The sequence below is a fragment of the Kitasatospora sp. MBT63 genome (genome assembly GCF_000710465.2).
Classification (GTDB): Bacteria; Actinomycetota; Actinomycetes; order Streptomycetales; family Streptomycetaceae; genus Kitasatospora.
Genome location: NZ_JAIZ01000627.1, coordinates 64,651 through 80,809, shown reverse-complemented (window position 1 = coordinate 80,809; position 16,159 = coordinate 64,651). Strand labels below are relative to the sequence as shown.

Here is a 16,159-nt window from a genome sequence, read left to right as displayed (position 1 = left end):
GGTACTCGGCTCGCGCTGCGGTCAGCGTCTCGGAGAGCCGCCGCCGCAGCGCGGTCTCGCGCGCCGCGATCTCCGACCGGGGCGGTATCCAGCTCGTCGCGGCCCACAGCGGTACCGGGTCCCAACCGTGGACGGCCCGCAGACGCGCGCCACGTCGCGCGGCCTCGGCGAACGCGAAGGCGAGCACGGCACCCGGGGGCTGACGGGGGTCCAGTCCGACGACGATCTCCCCGGGATCCGTCGGGTCGTCCTGGGGAGAGGCCTGACGGTCGGCCCGGACGAGCACCAGTGGGGTTCCGACCCGTGCCGCCACGGCGAGCGAGACCGAGCCGGCCAGCAGACCGGCGAAGCCGCCGAGCCCGCGTGAGCCGAGGACGACGAGTTCCTGCCGTTCGGCGGCCTTGACCAGCGCATCCACCGGGTCGTCGCCGATCACGGCGGTGTCGACCGACAGCGCCGGGTGCTCCCGAAGGATGCGCTCGGTGATGCCGGCCAGCATCTCCAGAGCGGCCGGGCGCAGGTCGCGGGGCCGGGGGTCACCGGTGTCCTCGGTATCCCGCGGGCCGAGCCAGGGCCAGGCGTGCAGCAGCCGCAGCGGGGCCCCGCGGCGGACCGCCTCCCCTGCAGCCCAGTGGGCAGCGGCCTCGCTGCGGGCGGATCCGTCGATCCCTACCAGGACGTGCTTCGCCATCGGTGCTCTCCTCCACGGGTGTCGGCCGGATGCGTGGTCAGGATCTCCGGCGGGCCTTGCGTTCGGGAGAACTCTGTCCCCGGTGTTGCGGGCGCGCACAGGGACCGACCGGGCCGAGGGCGGGGCCACTGGTCCCGGAGGGCATCGGAGCGCCGGCGGGACGTCGCCGCCGAGCCGGTTCGTCGGGACCACCGGGGCGCGGGGGAGGGACCGGTGGCCGCGTGATCAGGGCCCGATGGTCCCTGGGGCGTTGCCGTGCCGCGCGCCGAGGATCGTCACCGTGAGCGACGGGAGCACCGGTCCCGTCGACCTCCCCGAGCACATCCTGAAGGAGTCCCGATGTCCGCACCCGACCGCGAAGGTCCACCGCAGCACCTGGCGTCCGACGGCCCGCGAGGGCGCGGTGGTGGCTTCGGGCTTCCCGCCGCGACCGCTCTGGTGGTCGGCAGCATCATCGGCACGGGAGTGTTTGCGCTGCCCTCCGCGCTCGCTCCCTACGGGCCGATCGCGCTGGTGGCGTTCGTTATGGTGACGATCGGCGCGTTGGCGCTGGCGGCCGTCTTCGGGCGGCTGTCGGAGCGGGTACCGGGCAGTGGCGGACCGTACGTCTACGCCCGGGAGGCGTTCGGCGAATTCGCCGGCTTCCTCACCGCCTGGTCGTACTGGATCACCGCGTGGGCGGGCAACGCCGCGATCGCGGTGGCCTGGGTCGGCTACGTCGAGGTGTTCGTCAACAAGGGTCACCACACCTGGGGTTCGATCGCGATCGCGCTGACCGGCCTGTGGGTGCCGGCGATCGTCAACCTGACCGGGGTGCGCAACATCGGTGCGTTCCAGGTGGTCACCACGGTCCTGAAGTTCCTACCGCTGGCGTTCATGGCCACCGCCGGGCTGCTGTTCGTGAAGTCCGGGAACTTCGGTGCCTTCAACGCGAGTGGGGGTTCCGCGCTCGGCGCGGTCTCGGCGGCCGGGGCGATCGCCCTGTTCAGCTACATCGGCCTGGAGACCGCCTCGGTGGCCGCCGGCCGGGTCCGGGAGCCGAAGCGGAACGTGCCGCGGGCCACCGTCTACGGCACGCTGGCCTGCGCCGCAATCTACCTGCTCGGTACCTTGTCGGTCTTCGGCACCGTCCCGCACGCCCAACTCGGCTCCTCCACGGCGCCGTTCACCGACGCCATGAACGCGATCGCGGGCGGCCACTGGGCCGGGAACCTGGTAGCGGCCGCGGCGATCGTCTCGGGTCTCGGGGCGCTCAACGGCTGGACCCTGATCTGCGCGGAGATGCCGATGGCGGCCGCCCGCGACGGGCTCTTCCCCGCCGCCTTCACCGGCACCCGCGGGCGCAGCGAGGTACCCGCCTTCGGCATCCTCTCGGCCACCGTCCTGGCCTCGGTACTGACCGTCGTCAGCTACACCAGCTTCACCAAGGTCTTCACCGAGATCGTGCTGCTGAGCGTGCTCACCGCCGTCATCCCGTACCTCGTTTCGGCGGCGGCCCAGCTGTACTGGCTGGTGGTGCGCGGCCGTCAGGAGCTGGAGCGGCCGCGTTTCGCCCGCGACGTCACCGTCGCGCTGCTCGCCCTTGCCTTCTCGTACTGGTCGATCCAGGGCAGCGGCTACCAGACCGTCTACTACGGCCTGTTCACCATCCTGCTCGGCATCCCCGTCTACATCTGGCTGAAGCGTCCGGCCGCCGCGGCCCGGACCGCAGCCACGACCGGACCCGCCGAGCCCGCAGTCCCCACCGCCGCGCCCCTGCCGAAGGCGGCCCGCACCGCCCGCCCGGTGAGCCTGCCGACCATCCTGCGCCGCGCACTGACCGCGCGTCACCAGCACTGAACCTCTCCGAAGGAGCACCACCCATGTCCACCCTGCGTGTCGATTCCGAGGCCGGGCGCCTGCGCCAGGTGATCCTGCACCGCCCCGGCCTGGAGCTCTCCCGGCTGACCCCGCGCAACGTCGACGAACTGCTCTTCGACGACATCCTGTGGGCCAAGCGCGCCCGCGAGGAGCACGACGCCTTCGCCCAGGTGCTGCGCGACCACGGCGTGCGCGTCCACCACTACGCCGACCTGCTCGCCGAGACGCTCGACCTCGCTCCGGCCCGGGCTTGGCTGCTCGGCCAGGTCGTCACCCCGGCCACCGTCGGCCCGGCCCTGGTGGAGCCGGTCCACGAGCTGTGTCTGCAACTCGACGGCCGGACCCTGGCCGCGTACCTGATCGGCGGCGTCCTCAAGACCGACCTGCCGCTGCGCCACCCGCACAGTCTGGCCTGGCACACGCTCGGCGAGCAGGACTTCGCGCTGCCGCCCCTGCCCAACCACCTCTTCCCGCGCGACAACTCCTGCTGGATCGGCGGACGCTACAGCCTCAACCCGATGGCGAAGCCCGCCCGCCGCCGCGAGACCCTGCACACCGCCGCGATCTACCGCTTCCACCCGCTGTTCGCGCAAGCCCCGCCCCCGCTGCTCGACGGCACCACCACGCCTCCCGGCCTGAGCCTGGAGGGCGGCGACGTGCATGTCCTCGCCCCGGGCACGGTCATGGTCGGGATGGGGGAGCGCACCACCGCCCAGGCCGTCGAAGCCCTCGCCCAGCAGCTGTTCCTGACCCACACCGCGCATCGGCTCATCGCCGTGCGGCTTCCCGAGAGCCGCGCGTTCATGCACCTGGACACCGTCATGACGATGATCGACCGCGACACCTTCGCCGTCCACCCGGGCCTGGCCGACCGGCTGCGCTCGTGGACCCTCACCCCCGCCCCCGAGCGCCCCGCCGGGTTCGACGTCACCCCCGACGCCGACCTCGCCGCCTCCCTCGCCGAGGCGCTCGGCCTGGACAAGGTCCGCCTCCTGTCCGCCGAGCAGGACGTCCGGGCCGCCGAACGCGAGCAGTGGGACGACGGCAGCAACTTCCTCGCGATCGAGCCGGGCGTGGTCGTCGGCTACGAACGCAACACCGTCACCAACACCTACCTGCGCAAGCAGGGCATCGAGATCGTCACCATCGCCGGCTCCGAACTCGGCCGGGGCCGAGGCGGCCCGCGCTGCATGAGCTGCCCCATCCAGCGTGACCCCGCCAACTAGCCACCCCGCAGGAGGAATCCACCATGACCACCAACCTGTACGGCCGCCACTACCTGCGCGAACTCGACTTCACCACTGCCGACATCCACCACCTGCTCGACCTCGCCGCCGACCTCAAGGCCGCCCGCAAGGCCGGTACCGAGCGCAGGCTCCTCGCCGGCAGGCGCCTCGCGCTGATCTTCGAGAAGAACTCCACCCGCACCCGCTGCGCCTTCGAGGTCGCCGCCGCCGATCAGGGCGCCACCACCACCTACCTCGGGCCCGACAGTTCCCACATAGGCCACAAGGAGTCGGTGGCCGACACCGCCCGGGTACTCGGGCGGATGTACGACGGCATCGAGTACCGCGGGTTCGCCCAGGACACCGTCACCGAACTCGCCGCGCACGCCGGGGTGCCGGTCTACAACGGCCTGACCGACGAGTGCCACCCCACGCAGAGCCTGTGCGACGTGTTCACCATGCGCGAGCACAGCCGCAGGCCACTGGAGCAGATCTCCTTCTGCTACCTCGGCGACGCCCGCAACAACACCGCCAACTCCCTCATGGTGATGGGCAGTCTGCTCGGCATGGACGTGCGGATCGCCGCCCCGCGCGAGCTGTGGCCCGACCCGCTGCTGGTCTCCGAGTGCCTGCTGCTCGGCCAGGACAGCGGCGCCCGCTTCACCCTCACCGACCAGGTCGAGGACGCCGTACGCGGTGCGGACTACCTCTACACCGACGTCTGGGTCTCGATGGGCGAGGACCACGACCGGTGGAAGGAGCGCATCGACCTGCTGCTCCCGTACCAGATCAACGCCCGGACCATGGCCGCCACCGGCAACCCCGACACCGCCTTCCTGCACTGCCTGCCGGCCCTGCACGACCGGCGCACCGACCTCGGCGCCGAACTCGCCGCCGAACACGGACTGGAGGGCCTGGAGGTCACCGACGAGGTCTTCGAGTCGCCCGCGTCCCTGGTCTTCACCCAGGCCGAGAACCGCATGCACACCATCAAGGCGATCCTCGTCGCCACCCTCGGGAGGGACTGACCATGCGCATCGTCGCAGCCCTCGGCGGAAACGCCCTGCTCCAGCGGGGCGAACACCCCGACGCCGCCGTCCAGCAGCACCACGTCCACGACGCCGCCCGCTCGCTCGCCGAGCTCGTCCTCGCCGGACACGAAGTCGTGATCACCCACGGCAACGGGCCACAGATCGGCCTGCTCGCCGTCGAGAGCGAGAGCGACCCGGCCCTGACCGCCCCCTACCCGCTGGACGTCCTCGGCGCGCAGACCCAGGGCATGATCGGCACCCTGCTCGCCCGCGAACTCGCCGGCCGCCTGCCCGGCCGCGCCGTCACCGCCCTGGTCACCCACACCGAAGTCGACCCCCACGACCCCGCCTTCCGCCACCCCGACAAGTTCATCGGAGGCCAACTCACCGACCACCAGGCCAGGATGATGGAGCTCGACCGCGGCTGGACCACCGGCCGCGACGGTGGCCACCTGCGCCGCACGGTCCCCTCGCCCCTGCCGAAGGCGATCACCGAGGTCCCCGCCATCCGCGCCCTGCTGGCAACCGGAGCCGTCGTGATCGCCGCCGGTGGCGGCGGCATCCCGGTCGTCCACAACCGGGACACCGGCCAGGTGCAGGGCGTGGAGGCCGTGGTCGACAAGGACCGCACCGCCGCCCTGCTCGCCGAACAGCTCGACGCCGACGCCCTGTTGATCCTCACCGACGTCACCCACGTGTTCACCAGCTTCGGCGCGGCCCACCCCGGCCCGCTCACCACCGTCACCCCCAGCCGGCTGCGCGAGCTCGACCTGCCGGCGGGCTCGATGCGCCCCAAGGCCGAGGCCGCCGCGGTGTTCGCCGAACGGACCGGGAACCTCGCCGCCATCGGCCCGCTGGACGACGCCCTCGGTGCGCTCCTCGGCACCACAGGTACCACCGTCCGCGCACTGCCCGCACCAGGTGATCGGGGACCTGTGGCTCTGTCGGCGGGACCTTCGGCCCACGGCCCCGGCGCACCGCAGCCGGCAGTCTGAACCCACCCAGGAAAGGACTGTGATGAACCGATTGCCGATCGGGCCTGCCACCGATGTCCTGGTACCGGCCGGCCACCACCGACCCGCAGGCCGAACCGGTGCCGGGCCTGCCAGCGAGCCCGCTCGCCGAGCCGCGGCTCGCCGTGGCCGACTCGGTCGCGTGCCTGGACCTGAGCGGCCTTCCGTCGTGTTCTTCACTGACACGGCCACCGGCCGCGGCAACGTGCCCCACCATCGCGACGACGGTCACCGGGGCCTCATCACTCCCGTGCTGTAGAGGCGCGGGCCCGGCCCGGCTGCTGTGGGGGCAAGACCGGGCACCAGAGAGCCGGGGACGGCGTGGGGGCCGTCCCCGGCTCAGGCCTTTCCGCGGCCGCCGACCCGCCCGGCGTTCCCGGCACCGCTTTCCGGGGCATCGTCGCAGGGACTGCGGCGCGTGGAACCCCGGGTTCCGCGCCCGTGCCACGCGACGCCGCCCCCGGCCCCGCCAGAGCTCCGGGCGGGCCGGGGATCCGCGACTGGACGGGAAGAGAGAAGGAAGAGTCGATGACCGACCTCGCCATCGAGGCCACCGGGCTGGTCAAGCGGTACGGCAACGCCCGCACCGGCAGGACCGCCCTGGCCGGCCTCGACCTCGCCGTGGAACGCGGCCAGGTGTTCGGCTTCCTCGGCCCCAACGGCGCCGGGAAGACCACGACGATCCGGCTCCTGCTCGACCTCCTCCGGCCCACCGCCGGCTCGCTGCGCGTCCTGGGTGTCGATCCGCGCGACAGCCCGAAGACGCGCGGCAGGGTCGGCTACCTGGCCGGGGACTTCCGGATCGACGGCCGCCAGACCGGCCACGAGGCGCTGACCTACCTCGGCGACCTGCGCGGCGGTGTCCCGGCCGCCAGGATCACCGAACTCGCCGAGCGCCTGGACCTGGACCTGGGCCGCCGGATCGGAACCCTGTCGAAGGGCAACCGGCAGAAGATCGGCGTCGTCCAGGCGTTCATGCACAGACCCGAGCTGTTGATCCTGGACGAGCCGACCAGCGGTCTGGACCCGTTCCTGCAGCAGCGGTTCGTCGAGCTGGTGCAGGAGGCGGACGGCAACGGCCAGACCGTCTTCATGTCCTCCCACGTGCTGAGCGAGGTGCAGCGGACCTGCCGACGGGTCGGCATCATCCGTGACGGCGAACTGGTCACCGTCGCGGACGTCGAGAAGCTGCGCCGGTCGGCCCACCGGACGATCGAGATCACCTTCGCCTCGGAGATCGACACCGCGGTCTTCGACCGGCTGCCCGGACTGCAGAACGTCACCGTGACCGGGACGCCCGACGGCGGTCGCGTGCTGCGGGCGATCCTGACCGGCAGTCCCGACACCCTGGTGAAGACCGCTGCCCGGTTCGAGGTGACCGGCCTGCTGGCCGAGGAGCCGGAGCTGGAGGAGATCTTCTTCACCTTCTACGGGCACGGTTCTCACACGAACGGAACGAAGGGCCCGGCATCATGAGCGTCACCGTCCTGCGCAAGTACCTGAGGGACAACCGGCGCGGCTTCCTGGGCTGGGCGCTGTCGATCACCGCGGTCGCGGCCATGTACTCCTCGATGTGGCCGGTCATGGGCGGGAACTCGGGCCTGGCCGGCGCGATCGACTCGTTCCCCGAGGCCCTGCGCGAGGCGTTCCACCTACAGGACTACGGCACCGCGGCGGGGTACTTCGGATCGACGGTCTACGGGCTGCTCGTCCCGATCCTGCTCGCCGTCTTCGCCGTCTCGGCCGGCGCCCGAGCGATCGCGGGGGACGAGGAGGCCGGAACGCTCGAGCTGGTGCTGGCCCACCCGGTCGGCCGGGTCCGGCTGGCCGTGTCCCGGTGGCTCGCGGTGCTGTCCGCCATCCTCCTGGCCGGAGCGGTTCTCCTGGTCGTCGAGCTGGCCATCCGGGTGCCAGCGGGGTTCACGGCCCTGAGCACGGCGAACCTGGCCGCGATGACCTTCCAGCTCGTCCTGTTCGGCTGCTGCTTCGCCTCGATCGCCTTCGGCATCGGAGCCTGGACCGGCCGCCGCACGTACGCGACCGTGGGCGGGGCCTACCTGACCGTCGTCTCCTACCTGGGTGACTCCTTCCTCCCGCAGATCAAAGGCCTGCACTGGAGCCAGTACCTCTCCCCGTTCCACTGGTACCTGGGAGGCGAACCTCTCGTCAACGGCATCCGGTGGAGCCACTGCGCCCTGCTGGCCGGGGTCGGTCTGATCTTCGCCGCGATCGGCATCCGGGGCTTCAACCGCCGGGACATCGCGCAGGGCGGTGCGCGCGACTGAGGGACCGACGGCCCTGCAGCCGGGGACGTTGCGGACGGGTACCCGGGCGGCCGGCGGACCACCACGGTGGCGAGGACATCGCCTGGGACGGCTCCCAGGGCCGCCGGTGGCGGGACGCCGTCGACGTGGGCGACTTCATCCAGTGCAACTTCACCCCGTACGAGGGCGACGGCACCTTCCTGGCCGGCGCCGCCGGCAGGACCCTGACGGTCCGGCAGCCTGTCCCGTGCTCCCTACAGCACGCGACTGATGAGGCTCCAGCGGCCGTCGTCGCGGTGGTACAGCACGTTGCCGCAGCCGGTGGCAGTCCGCGTCGGCCACGGCGAACCGCGGCACGTCGAGCGTGCTCACCGCCAGCCCGGGCACCGGCTCGGCCTGCGGGCCGGTGGTGGCCAGCAGTGGGGCGCCGCCGTTCTCGCCGCCCTGTACGACCTGTTCCGCGTCGAGGACGACAAGCTCGTCGAGCACCGGGACGTCCTGGGGACCATCCCGCACCACGAGCCGACCGGCGCAACGACAACGGCAAGTTCTGACGCCGCCCGTACCCACGGCACCGTCACCCCCTCAGCCCGGCCTCCAGGTCGACCTCCGCCCCAGCGAAAGCTTCGCTCCCCAGGACCTCGCCCACATCTACGATGTCAACGTCCTCGGCCCCTGGCGCGTCCTCCGCGCCACCCTCCCGCCCGTGCGCCGCCAGCACAACGGGCTGATCATCACCGTCTCCAGCAGCCTGGCCCGCCTCTCCTCCCCCTTCATGACCGCCTACGCCAGTGCCAAGCGGCCCGGGGGCTGGGATCGCAGCGTCGCCCGGAGGGTCCAGCGGTGTACGCGAACAGGGGGAGGCGGACAACCGGGCATGCCGGAGTCCACCGCCCCCGAGGGGGTGCGCGGGTCAGTCGTGCGGGACGACGGCGACCGGTGCCTGCGCGTGGTGGAGTACGGCGTGGGCGACCGGCCCGAGCCGCATGCCGGCGTGGTGGTGCGGGCGCCGTCGGCGGCCCACCACGAGGAGGTCCGCGTCGGCGCCGGCGTCGATCAGGGCTGCGGCGCCGCTGCCGATCCGGCAATCCTGGACCACCACGACCTCGGGGTGCTTCTCCTGCCAGCCGGTCATCGCCAGCGTGAGGAGTTCGTCCTCGATCGCCCGGAACTGCTCGGCCTCGGGCTGTGGCGTCACCCAGCCGGCGTAGCCCCACACCGGCGGCGGCGTCCAGCCGTGCACGGCGCGCAGCACCGCCCTGCGCCGGGCGGCCTCGCGGAAGGCGAAGTCGAGGACGTCCGCAGCGGGCTCGCGGGTGTCGATGCCGACGACCACCTCGGGTCCGTCGGGCCCGGCGGGGCGGTCGGTCGCGTCGGAGCGGACCAGCACGGTGGGGACTTCGCTGCGGGCGGCGAGGGCCAGACCGATGGAGCCGACCATGAGTGCACCGAAGCCGCCGAGCCCGCGGGAGCCGAGGATCAGCATGCGAGCATCGGCGGCCGCGTCGACCAGGACGTCGACCGGCTCGCCGCCGCCGATCAGCTCGGCGCGGATCTCCAGGCTCGGATGGGTGGTCCGGATCGCCTGCTTGGCGTCGGAGAGCATGCGCGTGGTCAGGGCGCGGACATCGGCCGGTAGGCCGGGGTCGGTGTGGAGGTCGTCGAGCCAGGTCTGGGCGTGGACCAGGCGCAGCGGAAGGCCGTGGCGGTTGGCCTCGTCGGCTGCCCAGCGGGCGGCGGCGATGCTCTGTGCCGAGCCGTCGATCGCGGCGAGCAGGTGGTCGGCCATGGGTGAATCCTCTCCGGAGTGGGGTGCGTGGGACGTGTGGTCGTGTCGGGCCAGTCTTCGTGGGCGGGGGTTGCCGGGCCAGGGCCGGCCGGCGCCCGGCGCAGGGGTCGAAGGTCCCTGTGCTGGGCACCGGCCCGGCTGCGGGGTGTTCACGCGAAGGCGGTCCGCAGGGCCCGCAGGGCCGTGGCGGGTTCGGACAGGGCGTGGTGGACCTGCGGGACGGGAAGCTTGAGGCCGAGCAGCTGGTAGACGGCGTGCATGGCGCCCCGCACGGAGTACTCGACGGTGAAGACGACGTCGTCGGGGATCTCGACGTACTGACCGAGGAAGGCGAAGTTGCGGGCGCCGTGCGGGATCACGCGCGGGCGGTCGTGCACGGTGCGCGGGGCGAACTGGCTGGTGATGTAGGGCATCATCACCGTGGTGACGGTCGCGGTGGCGCTGACCTCCTCGGCGATGTCCTCGAAGCCGAGCTGGCCCAGGAGTTCGGTGAGGATCTCCTGCCCGGTGCACTCGGCCATGGCCTTGCCGGTGTGCTCGCCGGGGGTGTCGGTGAACAGGCCGTAGCCCCACAGGGTGAAGACGTCGTCAGGCTGGCCGTCGAAGTGCGGCGGGCGGGGCACCACGATCGACAGCAGCCAGGGTGAGTCCTTGAAGGTCATCAGGGCGCCCGTGCCCGGGGCGTTGCCGCTGAACTCCTCGATCCGCTTCAGCAGGGCGGGGCTGCGCATGGTGAGGGTGAAGGACTCCCAGGCGGCCTCGGGGATGCTGCCGTTGAAGACGGCGGGCCGGCCGAAGTCCGGTGCCTTGCGGGCCAGGGTCTCCCAGAGCGTCCAGCTGCCGTCGCGCTTGTCGCGGACCAGCTCGGGCGCGATGTGGTCATCGCCGTAGGAGGTGTCGGCGGTCATCGAACCGAGCGTGATGAACGCGAGGTCGAGGTCGGCGAGTTCGACCTCCTCGTGCTGTCCCTCGCGGTCGAGGTGCAGGCGCTCGGCGCGGCGGATGCCGTCGTGCTCGGTGAAGTCGACGTCGGTGACGGTGACGCAGTGCTCGAAACGCACCCCGTGCTCGAGCAGCCACGCGGTGAGCGGCCGCACGATCGAGTCGTACTGGTTGAGACGGGTGCGGCGCACCCCGGCCAGGGTGTGGATGCGCGGGAACTCCTGGAGGAACCGCAGCAGGTAGCGCTTGAGCTCGATGGCACTGTGCCAGTTCTGGAACGCGAAGGTGGTCCGCCACATCGCCCAGAAGTTGGTGGTGAAGAAATGCTCGGAGAAGAACTCGTCGATCCGGCGGGCACCGATCACCGCCTCGGGCAGGACCAGCAGCCGGGTCAGCTCGATGCGGTCGTGCGCAGTGAGGCCGAGGCGGGCGGCGTCGACGATCCGGTGGTCGCGGTCGATCAGCCGGGCTTTGGCGTCGGTCGGCCACGCCCGGTTGAAGTCGACGATCTCCTGGCGGACGGAGACCTTCGGGTCGTCCAGGGTGGGGATCGTCTCCAGCAGGTTCCACAGACAGGTGTACGCCTCGTCCTCCAGCATCCGCCCGCCGCGCGTCACGTACGCCTGATCCGGTGAGCCCGCACCGTCGAGGGAACCGCCCGCGAGCGGAAGCTGCTCCAGGATGTGGATGTTCTCACCGGGGACGTCGCCGTCCCGGATCAGGAAGGCCGCGGCGGCCAGGGCGGCGATCCCGCCGCCGACCAGGTAGGCCTTCGTCTGACGTCCGCTGTCGATCATGTCGTGTTCCGTTCGTTCGCTGAGGGCCGCCTGCGACGATCGGCAGGGCGTGCCGCAAGCCTGTGTCAGCGCCGTCGCAGGCGCGTGGGCCGACCGGCCCCGCTCCAGAGCCATTCGTCCTCGGCATCGCGGCCCATCACGCGCCGCCGGCGGTGCGCGGGAGGTTCGGCTGGGCCGCAAGTCCCTCTCCCCGGTGTCGGGCCATGACCCGGTCGGCCCTGTGCCCGGCCGGGTGCGAGGCGTGACGATGGGTGGGCCGCCGTCGGTGGCCAGCGAAGTCGACCGATCCCCGAGGAGACCGCCGCCATGACGGTGACCGCTTCAACGCCCGCAGAGCCGACCGAGGCCGAACTGCGGGCGCTCGACGCTCACTGGCGGGCCGCCAATTACCTGGCGGCCGGCCAGATCTACCTGATGGCCAACCCGCTGCTGCGCGAGCCGCTGCGCCCGGAGCACATCAAGCCCCGGCTGCTGGGCCACTGGGGGACCTCGCCGGGCCTGAACCTCGTGTACACGCACCTCAACCGGGTGATCTCCGGGCGTGACCTGGACGCCATCTGCGTCTGGGGCCCCGGCCACGGCGGCCCGGCGGTGCTGGCCGGCTCCTGGCTGGACGGCAGCTACACCGACACCTACCCGTCCGTCACCCGGGACGCCGACGGCATGGCGAAGCTGTTCCGGCAGTTCTCCTTCCCCGGCGGGGTGCCCAGCCACGTCGCGCCCGAGACCCCCGGCTCCATCCACGAGGGCGGCGAACTCGGCTACGCCCTCTCGCACGCCTACGGTGCCGCCTTCGACAACCCCGCCCTGCTGGTCGCCTGCGTGATCGGCGACGGCGAGGCGGAGACCGGCCCGCTCGCCGCCTCCTGGCACAGCGACAAGTTCCTCGACCCGGTGCACGACGGCGCGGTGCTGCCGATCCTGCACCTGAACGGCTACAAGATCGCCAACCCGACGGTGCTCTCCCGCCTGCCCGAGGCGGAACTCGACGCCCTGCTGCGCGGCTACGGTCACGACCCGCTGTACGTCACCGGCACGGACCCGATGGCCGTGCACCACGCGATGGCCGCCACCATGGACACCGCCCTCGACAAGATCGCCGCCATCCAGTTCGAGGCCCGAACCCTCGGCGCCAGCCGGCGCCCGCACTGGCCGATGATCGTCCTGCGCACTCCCAAGGGCTGGACCGGCCCGCACGAGGTGGACGGTGTGCCGGTGGAGGGCACCTGGCGCGCCCACCAGGTGCCGCTCGACCAGGTCCGCACCAACCCCGCCCACCTCGCGCAACTGGAAGCCTGGCTGCGCTCCTACCGCCCCGAGGACCTGTTCGACGAGCACGGGAGCCCCACCGAACAGGTGCTCGCCTGCCTTCCCGAGGGCCGTCGCCGTCTCGGTGCCAACCCGCACACCAACGGCGGCCTGCTGCTGCGCGACCTGCCCCTGCCCGAGCTGGAGCGCTACGCCGTCCCGGTCGACAAGCCCGGCGCGAGCGTGCACGAACCCACCCGGGTGCTCGGTGACCTGCTCGAACAGGTCATGGCCGACACCGCGGGGCGCCGGGACTTCCGCCTGGTCGGACCGGACGAGACGGCCTCCAACCGGCTCCAGGCCGTCTACGCCGCCACCGGCAAGGCATGGCAGGCCGACACCCTGCCGGTCGACGAGCACCTGGCCCGCGACGGCCGGGTCATGGAGATCCTCTCCGAACACACCTGCCAGGGCTGGCTGGAGGGCTACCTCCTCACCGGCCGCCACGGCCTGTTCTCCTCGTACGAGGCGTTCGTCCACATCGTCGACTCGATGGTCAACCAGCACATCAAGTGGCTGCGCACCACCCGGCAGATCCCCTGGCGCGCCCCGATCGCCTCGCTCAACTACCTGCTCACCTCACACGTCTGGCGCCAGGACCACAACGGCTTCTCGCACCAGGACCCCGGCTTCGTCGACCACGTCCTCAGCAAGAGCCCCGAGGCCGTGCGCGTCTACTTCCCGCCGGACGCCAACACCCTGCTCGCCACCGCGGACCACGTGCTGCGCAGCCGGGACTACGTCAACGTCGTCGTGGCCGGCAAGCAGCCCTGCTTCGACTGGCTGAGCCTGGAGGAGGCCCGTGCCCACTGCGCGCGCGGTGCCGGGATCTGGGAGTGGGCCGGCAGCGACGACGGCAGCGGCGAGCCGGACGTGGTGCTCGCCTGCGCCGGTGATGTACCGACCCAGGAGGTCATCGCCGCCGCACAGTTGCTGCGCCGTCACCTGCCGGACCTGCGGGTGCGCGTGGTGAACGTGGTCGACCTGGCCCGGCTGATGCCCGCCGAGGAGCACCCGCACGGCATGCCCGACGCCGAGTTCGACGCCCTGTTCACCCGGGACAAGCCGGTGGTCCTCGCCTACCACGGCTATCCCTGGCTGATCCACCGCCTCGCCTACCGCCGTACCGTCCACCCGCACCTGCACGTCCGCGGCTACAAGGAGTCCGGTACCACCACCACACCCTTCGACATGGTCGTGCGCAACGACCTCGACCGCTACCGCCTGGTCATGGACGTCATCGACCGGGTCCCCGGCCTCGCCGTGCGAGCCGCCGGCGTCCGCCAGCAGATGGCCGATCAGCGCAGCCGGCACCACGACTGGATCCGCGAACACGGCACCGACCTGCCCGAGGTCGCCGACTGGCAGCCGGGCAGCTGACCCGGACCGAACGGTGCTCCACCGGAAGGAGAAGATCACCATGGACCTGCCCGTCACTGTCGGCGTCGACGGCTCCGACGCCAGCCTGGTGGCCGCCGAGTGGGCCGCACAGGAGGCGCTGCTGCGCGGCCGCCCGCTGCGCGTGCTGCACGCCCTGCCCCTCATGCCGCACCTGCTCCCCAGCTGGAGTCGGCAGACCCGGCCCGCCGGTGACCTGCTCCACGAGGTCCGGCACGTCCTCGCGGTACGCCACCCGCAGCTGCTGGTCCGCACCGAGGAGGTCCACGATGTCGTCACCTCGGCGCTGGTCGCCGCAGGCGAGGACGCCGAGCTGCTGGTCCTCGGGGCGCGCGGCATCGGCGGCTTCCCGGAGCTTCGCGTCGGCTCCACCGCGCTGCACATCGCCGCCCGGGCCAACAGTCCCACGGTGCTGCTCCCGGCGAACGGCCCGGGCATGCATCCGCGCGAGCAGGTGGTGCTGGGGTTGGACGCCCGCCGTCCCGCCGAGGCGGCGCTGCTCTTCGCCTTCCTGGCCGCTCAGAGTTACGGCTTGCCGCTGCGGGTCGTGCATGCCGGGGCGGATCCGGTGGGGGCATGCGAGGGCCACAGCGGTGAGAGCGCGCTGCTCGACCGGGTCCTGGGGTCCTGGAAGGCGGCTCATCCCGAGGTCGAGGTGATCGCGGACACCGAGGGCGCCGCGCCGGGCCCGGCGCTGGTGGAGGCGTCCGCCAAGGCCCGGTTGCTGGTGCTCGGCCGCCGCCCGGCGGATCGGGTCGGCCCGCTCGGACCGGTGGCCCACGCCGTCCTGCACCACGCCGACTGCCCGGTGGCGGTCGTGCCCGAGACATGAGCGCGGTCCCTGACCGGGACCTTCGGGACCGGTCAGGGGGCTGCTCGGCCTCTATGGCCGGCCTTCGCCGACGGTGAGGCTGTCCGTCAGACACGAGGTCGCGCACGTCGGTCCGCGACCACAGAAACGAAGGAGGTCGTGATCATGTCTCACGCGGTGGTGGTGGGAGTCGACGGATCGGCGCAGAGCGCGGCGGCGGCCGAGTGGGCGGCCTACCAGGCACACCGGAGCGGCCGGGCGCTGCGGATGATCCACGCCGGTGGAACGGAGCCGGCGTTGGCGGCGGAGCCCGAGGACTTGGCGCAGTCGCTGCCCCGGCCGGTGCTCGAACTGCGGGACCGCCTCGCGGACGTGCTGCCGGACCTGGAGATCTCCTGCGAGCACGTACCCGGCCACCCGGCCCATGCGTTGGCTGCCGCCGGGCACCGGGAGGGTCTGCTGGTGCTCGGTTCGCGCGGGCTCGGCGGGCTTGCCGGAGCGCTGGTCGGATCGGTGGCGCTGCGCGCGGCGGCGCACGCCGCCTGCCCTGTGGTTCTGGTCCGGACGGGCACGGACGGCGACGTGGCGAGGTCGGACGTGGCGGTGGGGGTGGACAGCGCGCGGCCCTGTGCCGAGGTACTCGGCTTCGCCTTCGAGCAGGCTGCCGAACGCGGAGCGAAGCTGCGGGCGCTGGAGAGCCGGAGCCTGCCCACCGGAGGGTACGTGACGGCGGCTCCGATCGACCCCCCTGAGATCACGGAGGCCTTGGCGGCGGAAGCGCTGGTCCGGCTTCAGGACGCGCTGGCGCCCTGGCGGGAGAAGTTCCCCGGGGTGCGCGTCGAGGCCGAGGTGACCGGCCGGCCGGCCGGGAAGGCACTGGTGGAGGCCGCCCGCAGCGCCTCGTTGGTGGTGGTGGGCCGACGGACCCCCAAGATCCGGCCGGCCGTGCCCGGACTGGGCGCCGTGGCCCATGCGGTGCTCCACCACACGCACGGCCCGGTCGCGGTGGTGCCGCACGACTGACCGACA

12 protein-coding genes and 1 pseudogene are annotated in these 16,159 nt (G+C 72.3%); 10 read left to right on the top strand and 3 right to left on the bottom strand.

From position 1 onward, the window contains the following. Nucleotides 1–691: universal stress protein (locus AA75_RS32685; RefSeq protein WP_149038509.1), on the bottom strand; the 691-nt coding region annotated here is incomplete at its 3' end. A gap of 339 nt (nucleotides 692–1,030) precedes the next feature. Between AA75_RS32685 and AA75_RS32680 the strand changes: the two genes are divergently transcribed. The 7 genes and pseudogenes from AA75_RS32680 to AA75_RS54140 form a co-directional block, all read left to right on the top strand. Next, on the top strand, nucleotides 1,031–2,530 hold the full coding sequence (locus AA75_RS32680) for an amino acid permease (protein WP_082526997.1): 1,500 nt from the start codon (nucleotides 1,031–1,033) through the stop codon (nucleotides 2,528–2,530). 23 nt (nucleotides 2,531–2,553) lie between these two features. Next, nucleotides 2,554–3,777 (top strand): arginine deiminase, encoded by a 1,224-nt coding sequence (locus tag AA75_RS32675; RefSeq protein ID WP_033823945.1) that lies wholly within the window; start codon nucleotides 2,554–2,556, stop codon nucleotides 3,775–3,777. Nucleotides 3,778–3,800: 23 nt separating this feature from the next. Next, nucleotides 3,801–4,805 (top strand): ornithine carbamoyltransferase, encoded by a 1,005-nt coding sequence (argF, locus tag AA75_RS32670; protein ID WP_033823944.1) that lies wholly within the window; start codon nucleotides 3,801–3,803, stop codon nucleotides 4,803–4,805. Nucleotides 4,806–4,807: 2 nt separating this feature from the next. Next, a complete protein-coding gene (locus AA75_RS32665; RefSeq protein ID WP_063794482.1) occupies nucleotides 4,808–5,803 on the top strand; it encodes a carbamate kinase in 996 nt (331 codons plus the stop codon). Between the two features lie 546 nt (nucleotides 5,804–6,349). After that, nucleotides 6,350–7,297, top strand: a complete 948-nt coding sequence (locus AA75_RS32660; protein ID WP_051813897.1) for an ABC transporter ATP-binding protein — start codon at nucleotides 6,350–6,352, stop codon at nucleotides 7,295–7,297. After that, nucleotides 7,294–8,106 (top strand): ABC transporter permease subunit, encoded by an 813-nt coding sequence (locus AA75_RS32655; protein ID WP_033823943.1) that lies wholly within the window; start codon nucleotides 7,294–7,296, stop codon nucleotides 8,104–8,106. Before AA75_RS32660 ends, AA75_RS32655 begins: the two co-directional genes overlap by 4 nt. 343 nt (nucleotides 8,107–8,449) lie before the next feature. Further along, a pseudogene (locus AA75_RS54140) lies at nucleotides 8,450–8,872 on the top strand (SDR family NAD(P)-dependent oxidoreductase); the annotation flags it as partial. A 126-nt stretch (nucleotides 8,873–8,998) separates the two neighbouring features. Here the strand turns inward: AA75_RS54140 and AA75_RS32650 are convergent. Both AA75_RS32650 and AA75_RS32645 read right to left on the bottom strand, forming a co-directional pair. Continuing rightward, entirely contained in the window at nucleotides 8,999–9,874 is an 876-nt protein-coding gene (locus tag AA75_RS32650) for a universal stress protein (protein WP_033823942.1), read from the bottom strand. Nucleotides 9,875–10,023: 149 nt separating this feature from the next. Then, nucleotides 10,024–11,613 (bottom strand): oleate hydratase, encoded by a 1,590-nt coding sequence (locus tag AA75_RS32645; protein ID WP_033823941.1) that lies wholly within the window; start codon nucleotides 11,611–11,613, stop codon nucleotides 10,024–10,026. Between the two features lie 306 nt (nucleotides 11,614–11,919). Here AA75_RS32645 and AA75_RS32640 point away from each other — a divergent pair, with 306 nt between their 5' ends. The 3 genes from AA75_RS32640 to AA75_RS32630 all read left to right on the top strand — a co-directional run bounded on the left by AA75_RS32640 (nucleotide 11,920) and on the right by AA75_RS32630 (nucleotide 16,153). Then, nucleotides 11,920–14,301 (top strand): phosphoketolase, encoded by a 2,382-nt coding sequence (locus AA75_RS32640; protein ID WP_033823940.1) that lies wholly within the window; start codon nucleotides 11,920–11,922, stop codon nucleotides 14,299–14,301. 40 nt (nucleotides 14,302–14,341) lie between these two features. Further along, the gene (locus AA75_RS32635) at nucleotides 14,342–15,151 is read left to right on the top strand and encodes a universal stress protein (RefSeq protein ID WP_033823966.1); all 810 of its coding nucleotides are present in this window, start codon (nucleotides 14,342–14,344) and stop codon (nucleotides 15,149–15,151) included. Between the two features lie 144 nt (nucleotides 15,152–15,295). Beyond that, a complete protein-coding gene (locus tag AA75_RS32630) occupies nucleotides 15,296–16,153 on the top strand; it encodes a universal stress protein (RefSeq protein WP_033823939.1) in 858 nt (285 codons plus the stop codon). The last annotated feature ends 6 nt before the right edge of the window (nucleotides 16,154–16,159 follow it).

Coding starts and splice junctions, on each gene's coding strand:
- AA75_RS32640 (WP_033823940.1), top strand. CDS start 11,920: ATGACGGTGACCGCTTCAACGCCCGCAGAGCCGACCGAGGCCGAACTG.
- argF (WP_033823944.1), top strand. CDS start 3,801: ATGACCACCAACCTGTACGGCCGCCACTACCTGCGCGAACTCGACTTC.
- AA75_RS32635 (WP_033823966.1), top strand. CDS start 14,342: ATGGACCTGCCCGTCACTGTCGGCGTCGACGGCTCCGACGCCAGCCTG.
- AA75_RS32655 (WP_033823943.1), top strand. CDS start 7,294: ATGAGCGTCACCGTCCTGCGCAAGTACCTGAGGGACAACCGGCGCGGC.
- AA75_RS32680 (WP_082526997.1), top strand. CDS start 1,031: ATGTCCGCACCCGACCGCGAAGGTCCACCGCAGCACCTGGCGTCCGAC.
- AA75_RS32650 (WP_033823942.1), bottom strand. CDS start 9,874: ATGGCCGACCACCTGCTCGCCGCGATCGACGGCTCGGCACAGAGCATC.
- AA75_RS32675 (WP_033823945.1), top strand. CDS start 2,554: ATGTCCACCCTGCGTGTCGATTCCGAGGCCGGGCGCCTGCGCCAGGTG.
- AA75_RS32630 (WP_033823939.1), top strand. CDS start 15,296: ATGTCTCACGCGGTGGTGGTGGGAGTCGACGGATCGGCGCAGAGCGCG.
- AA75_RS32645 (WP_033823941.1), bottom strand. CDS start 11,613: ATGATCGACAGCGGACGTCAGACGAAGGCCTACCTGGTCGGCGGCGGG.
- AA75_RS32660 (WP_051813897.1), top strand. CDS start 6,350: ATGACCGACCTCGCCATCGAGGCCACCGGGCTGGTCAAGCGGTACGGC.
- AA75_RS32665 (WP_063794482.1), top strand. CDS start 4,808: ATGCGCATCGTCGCAGCCCTCGGCGGAAACGCCCTGCTCCAGCGGGGC.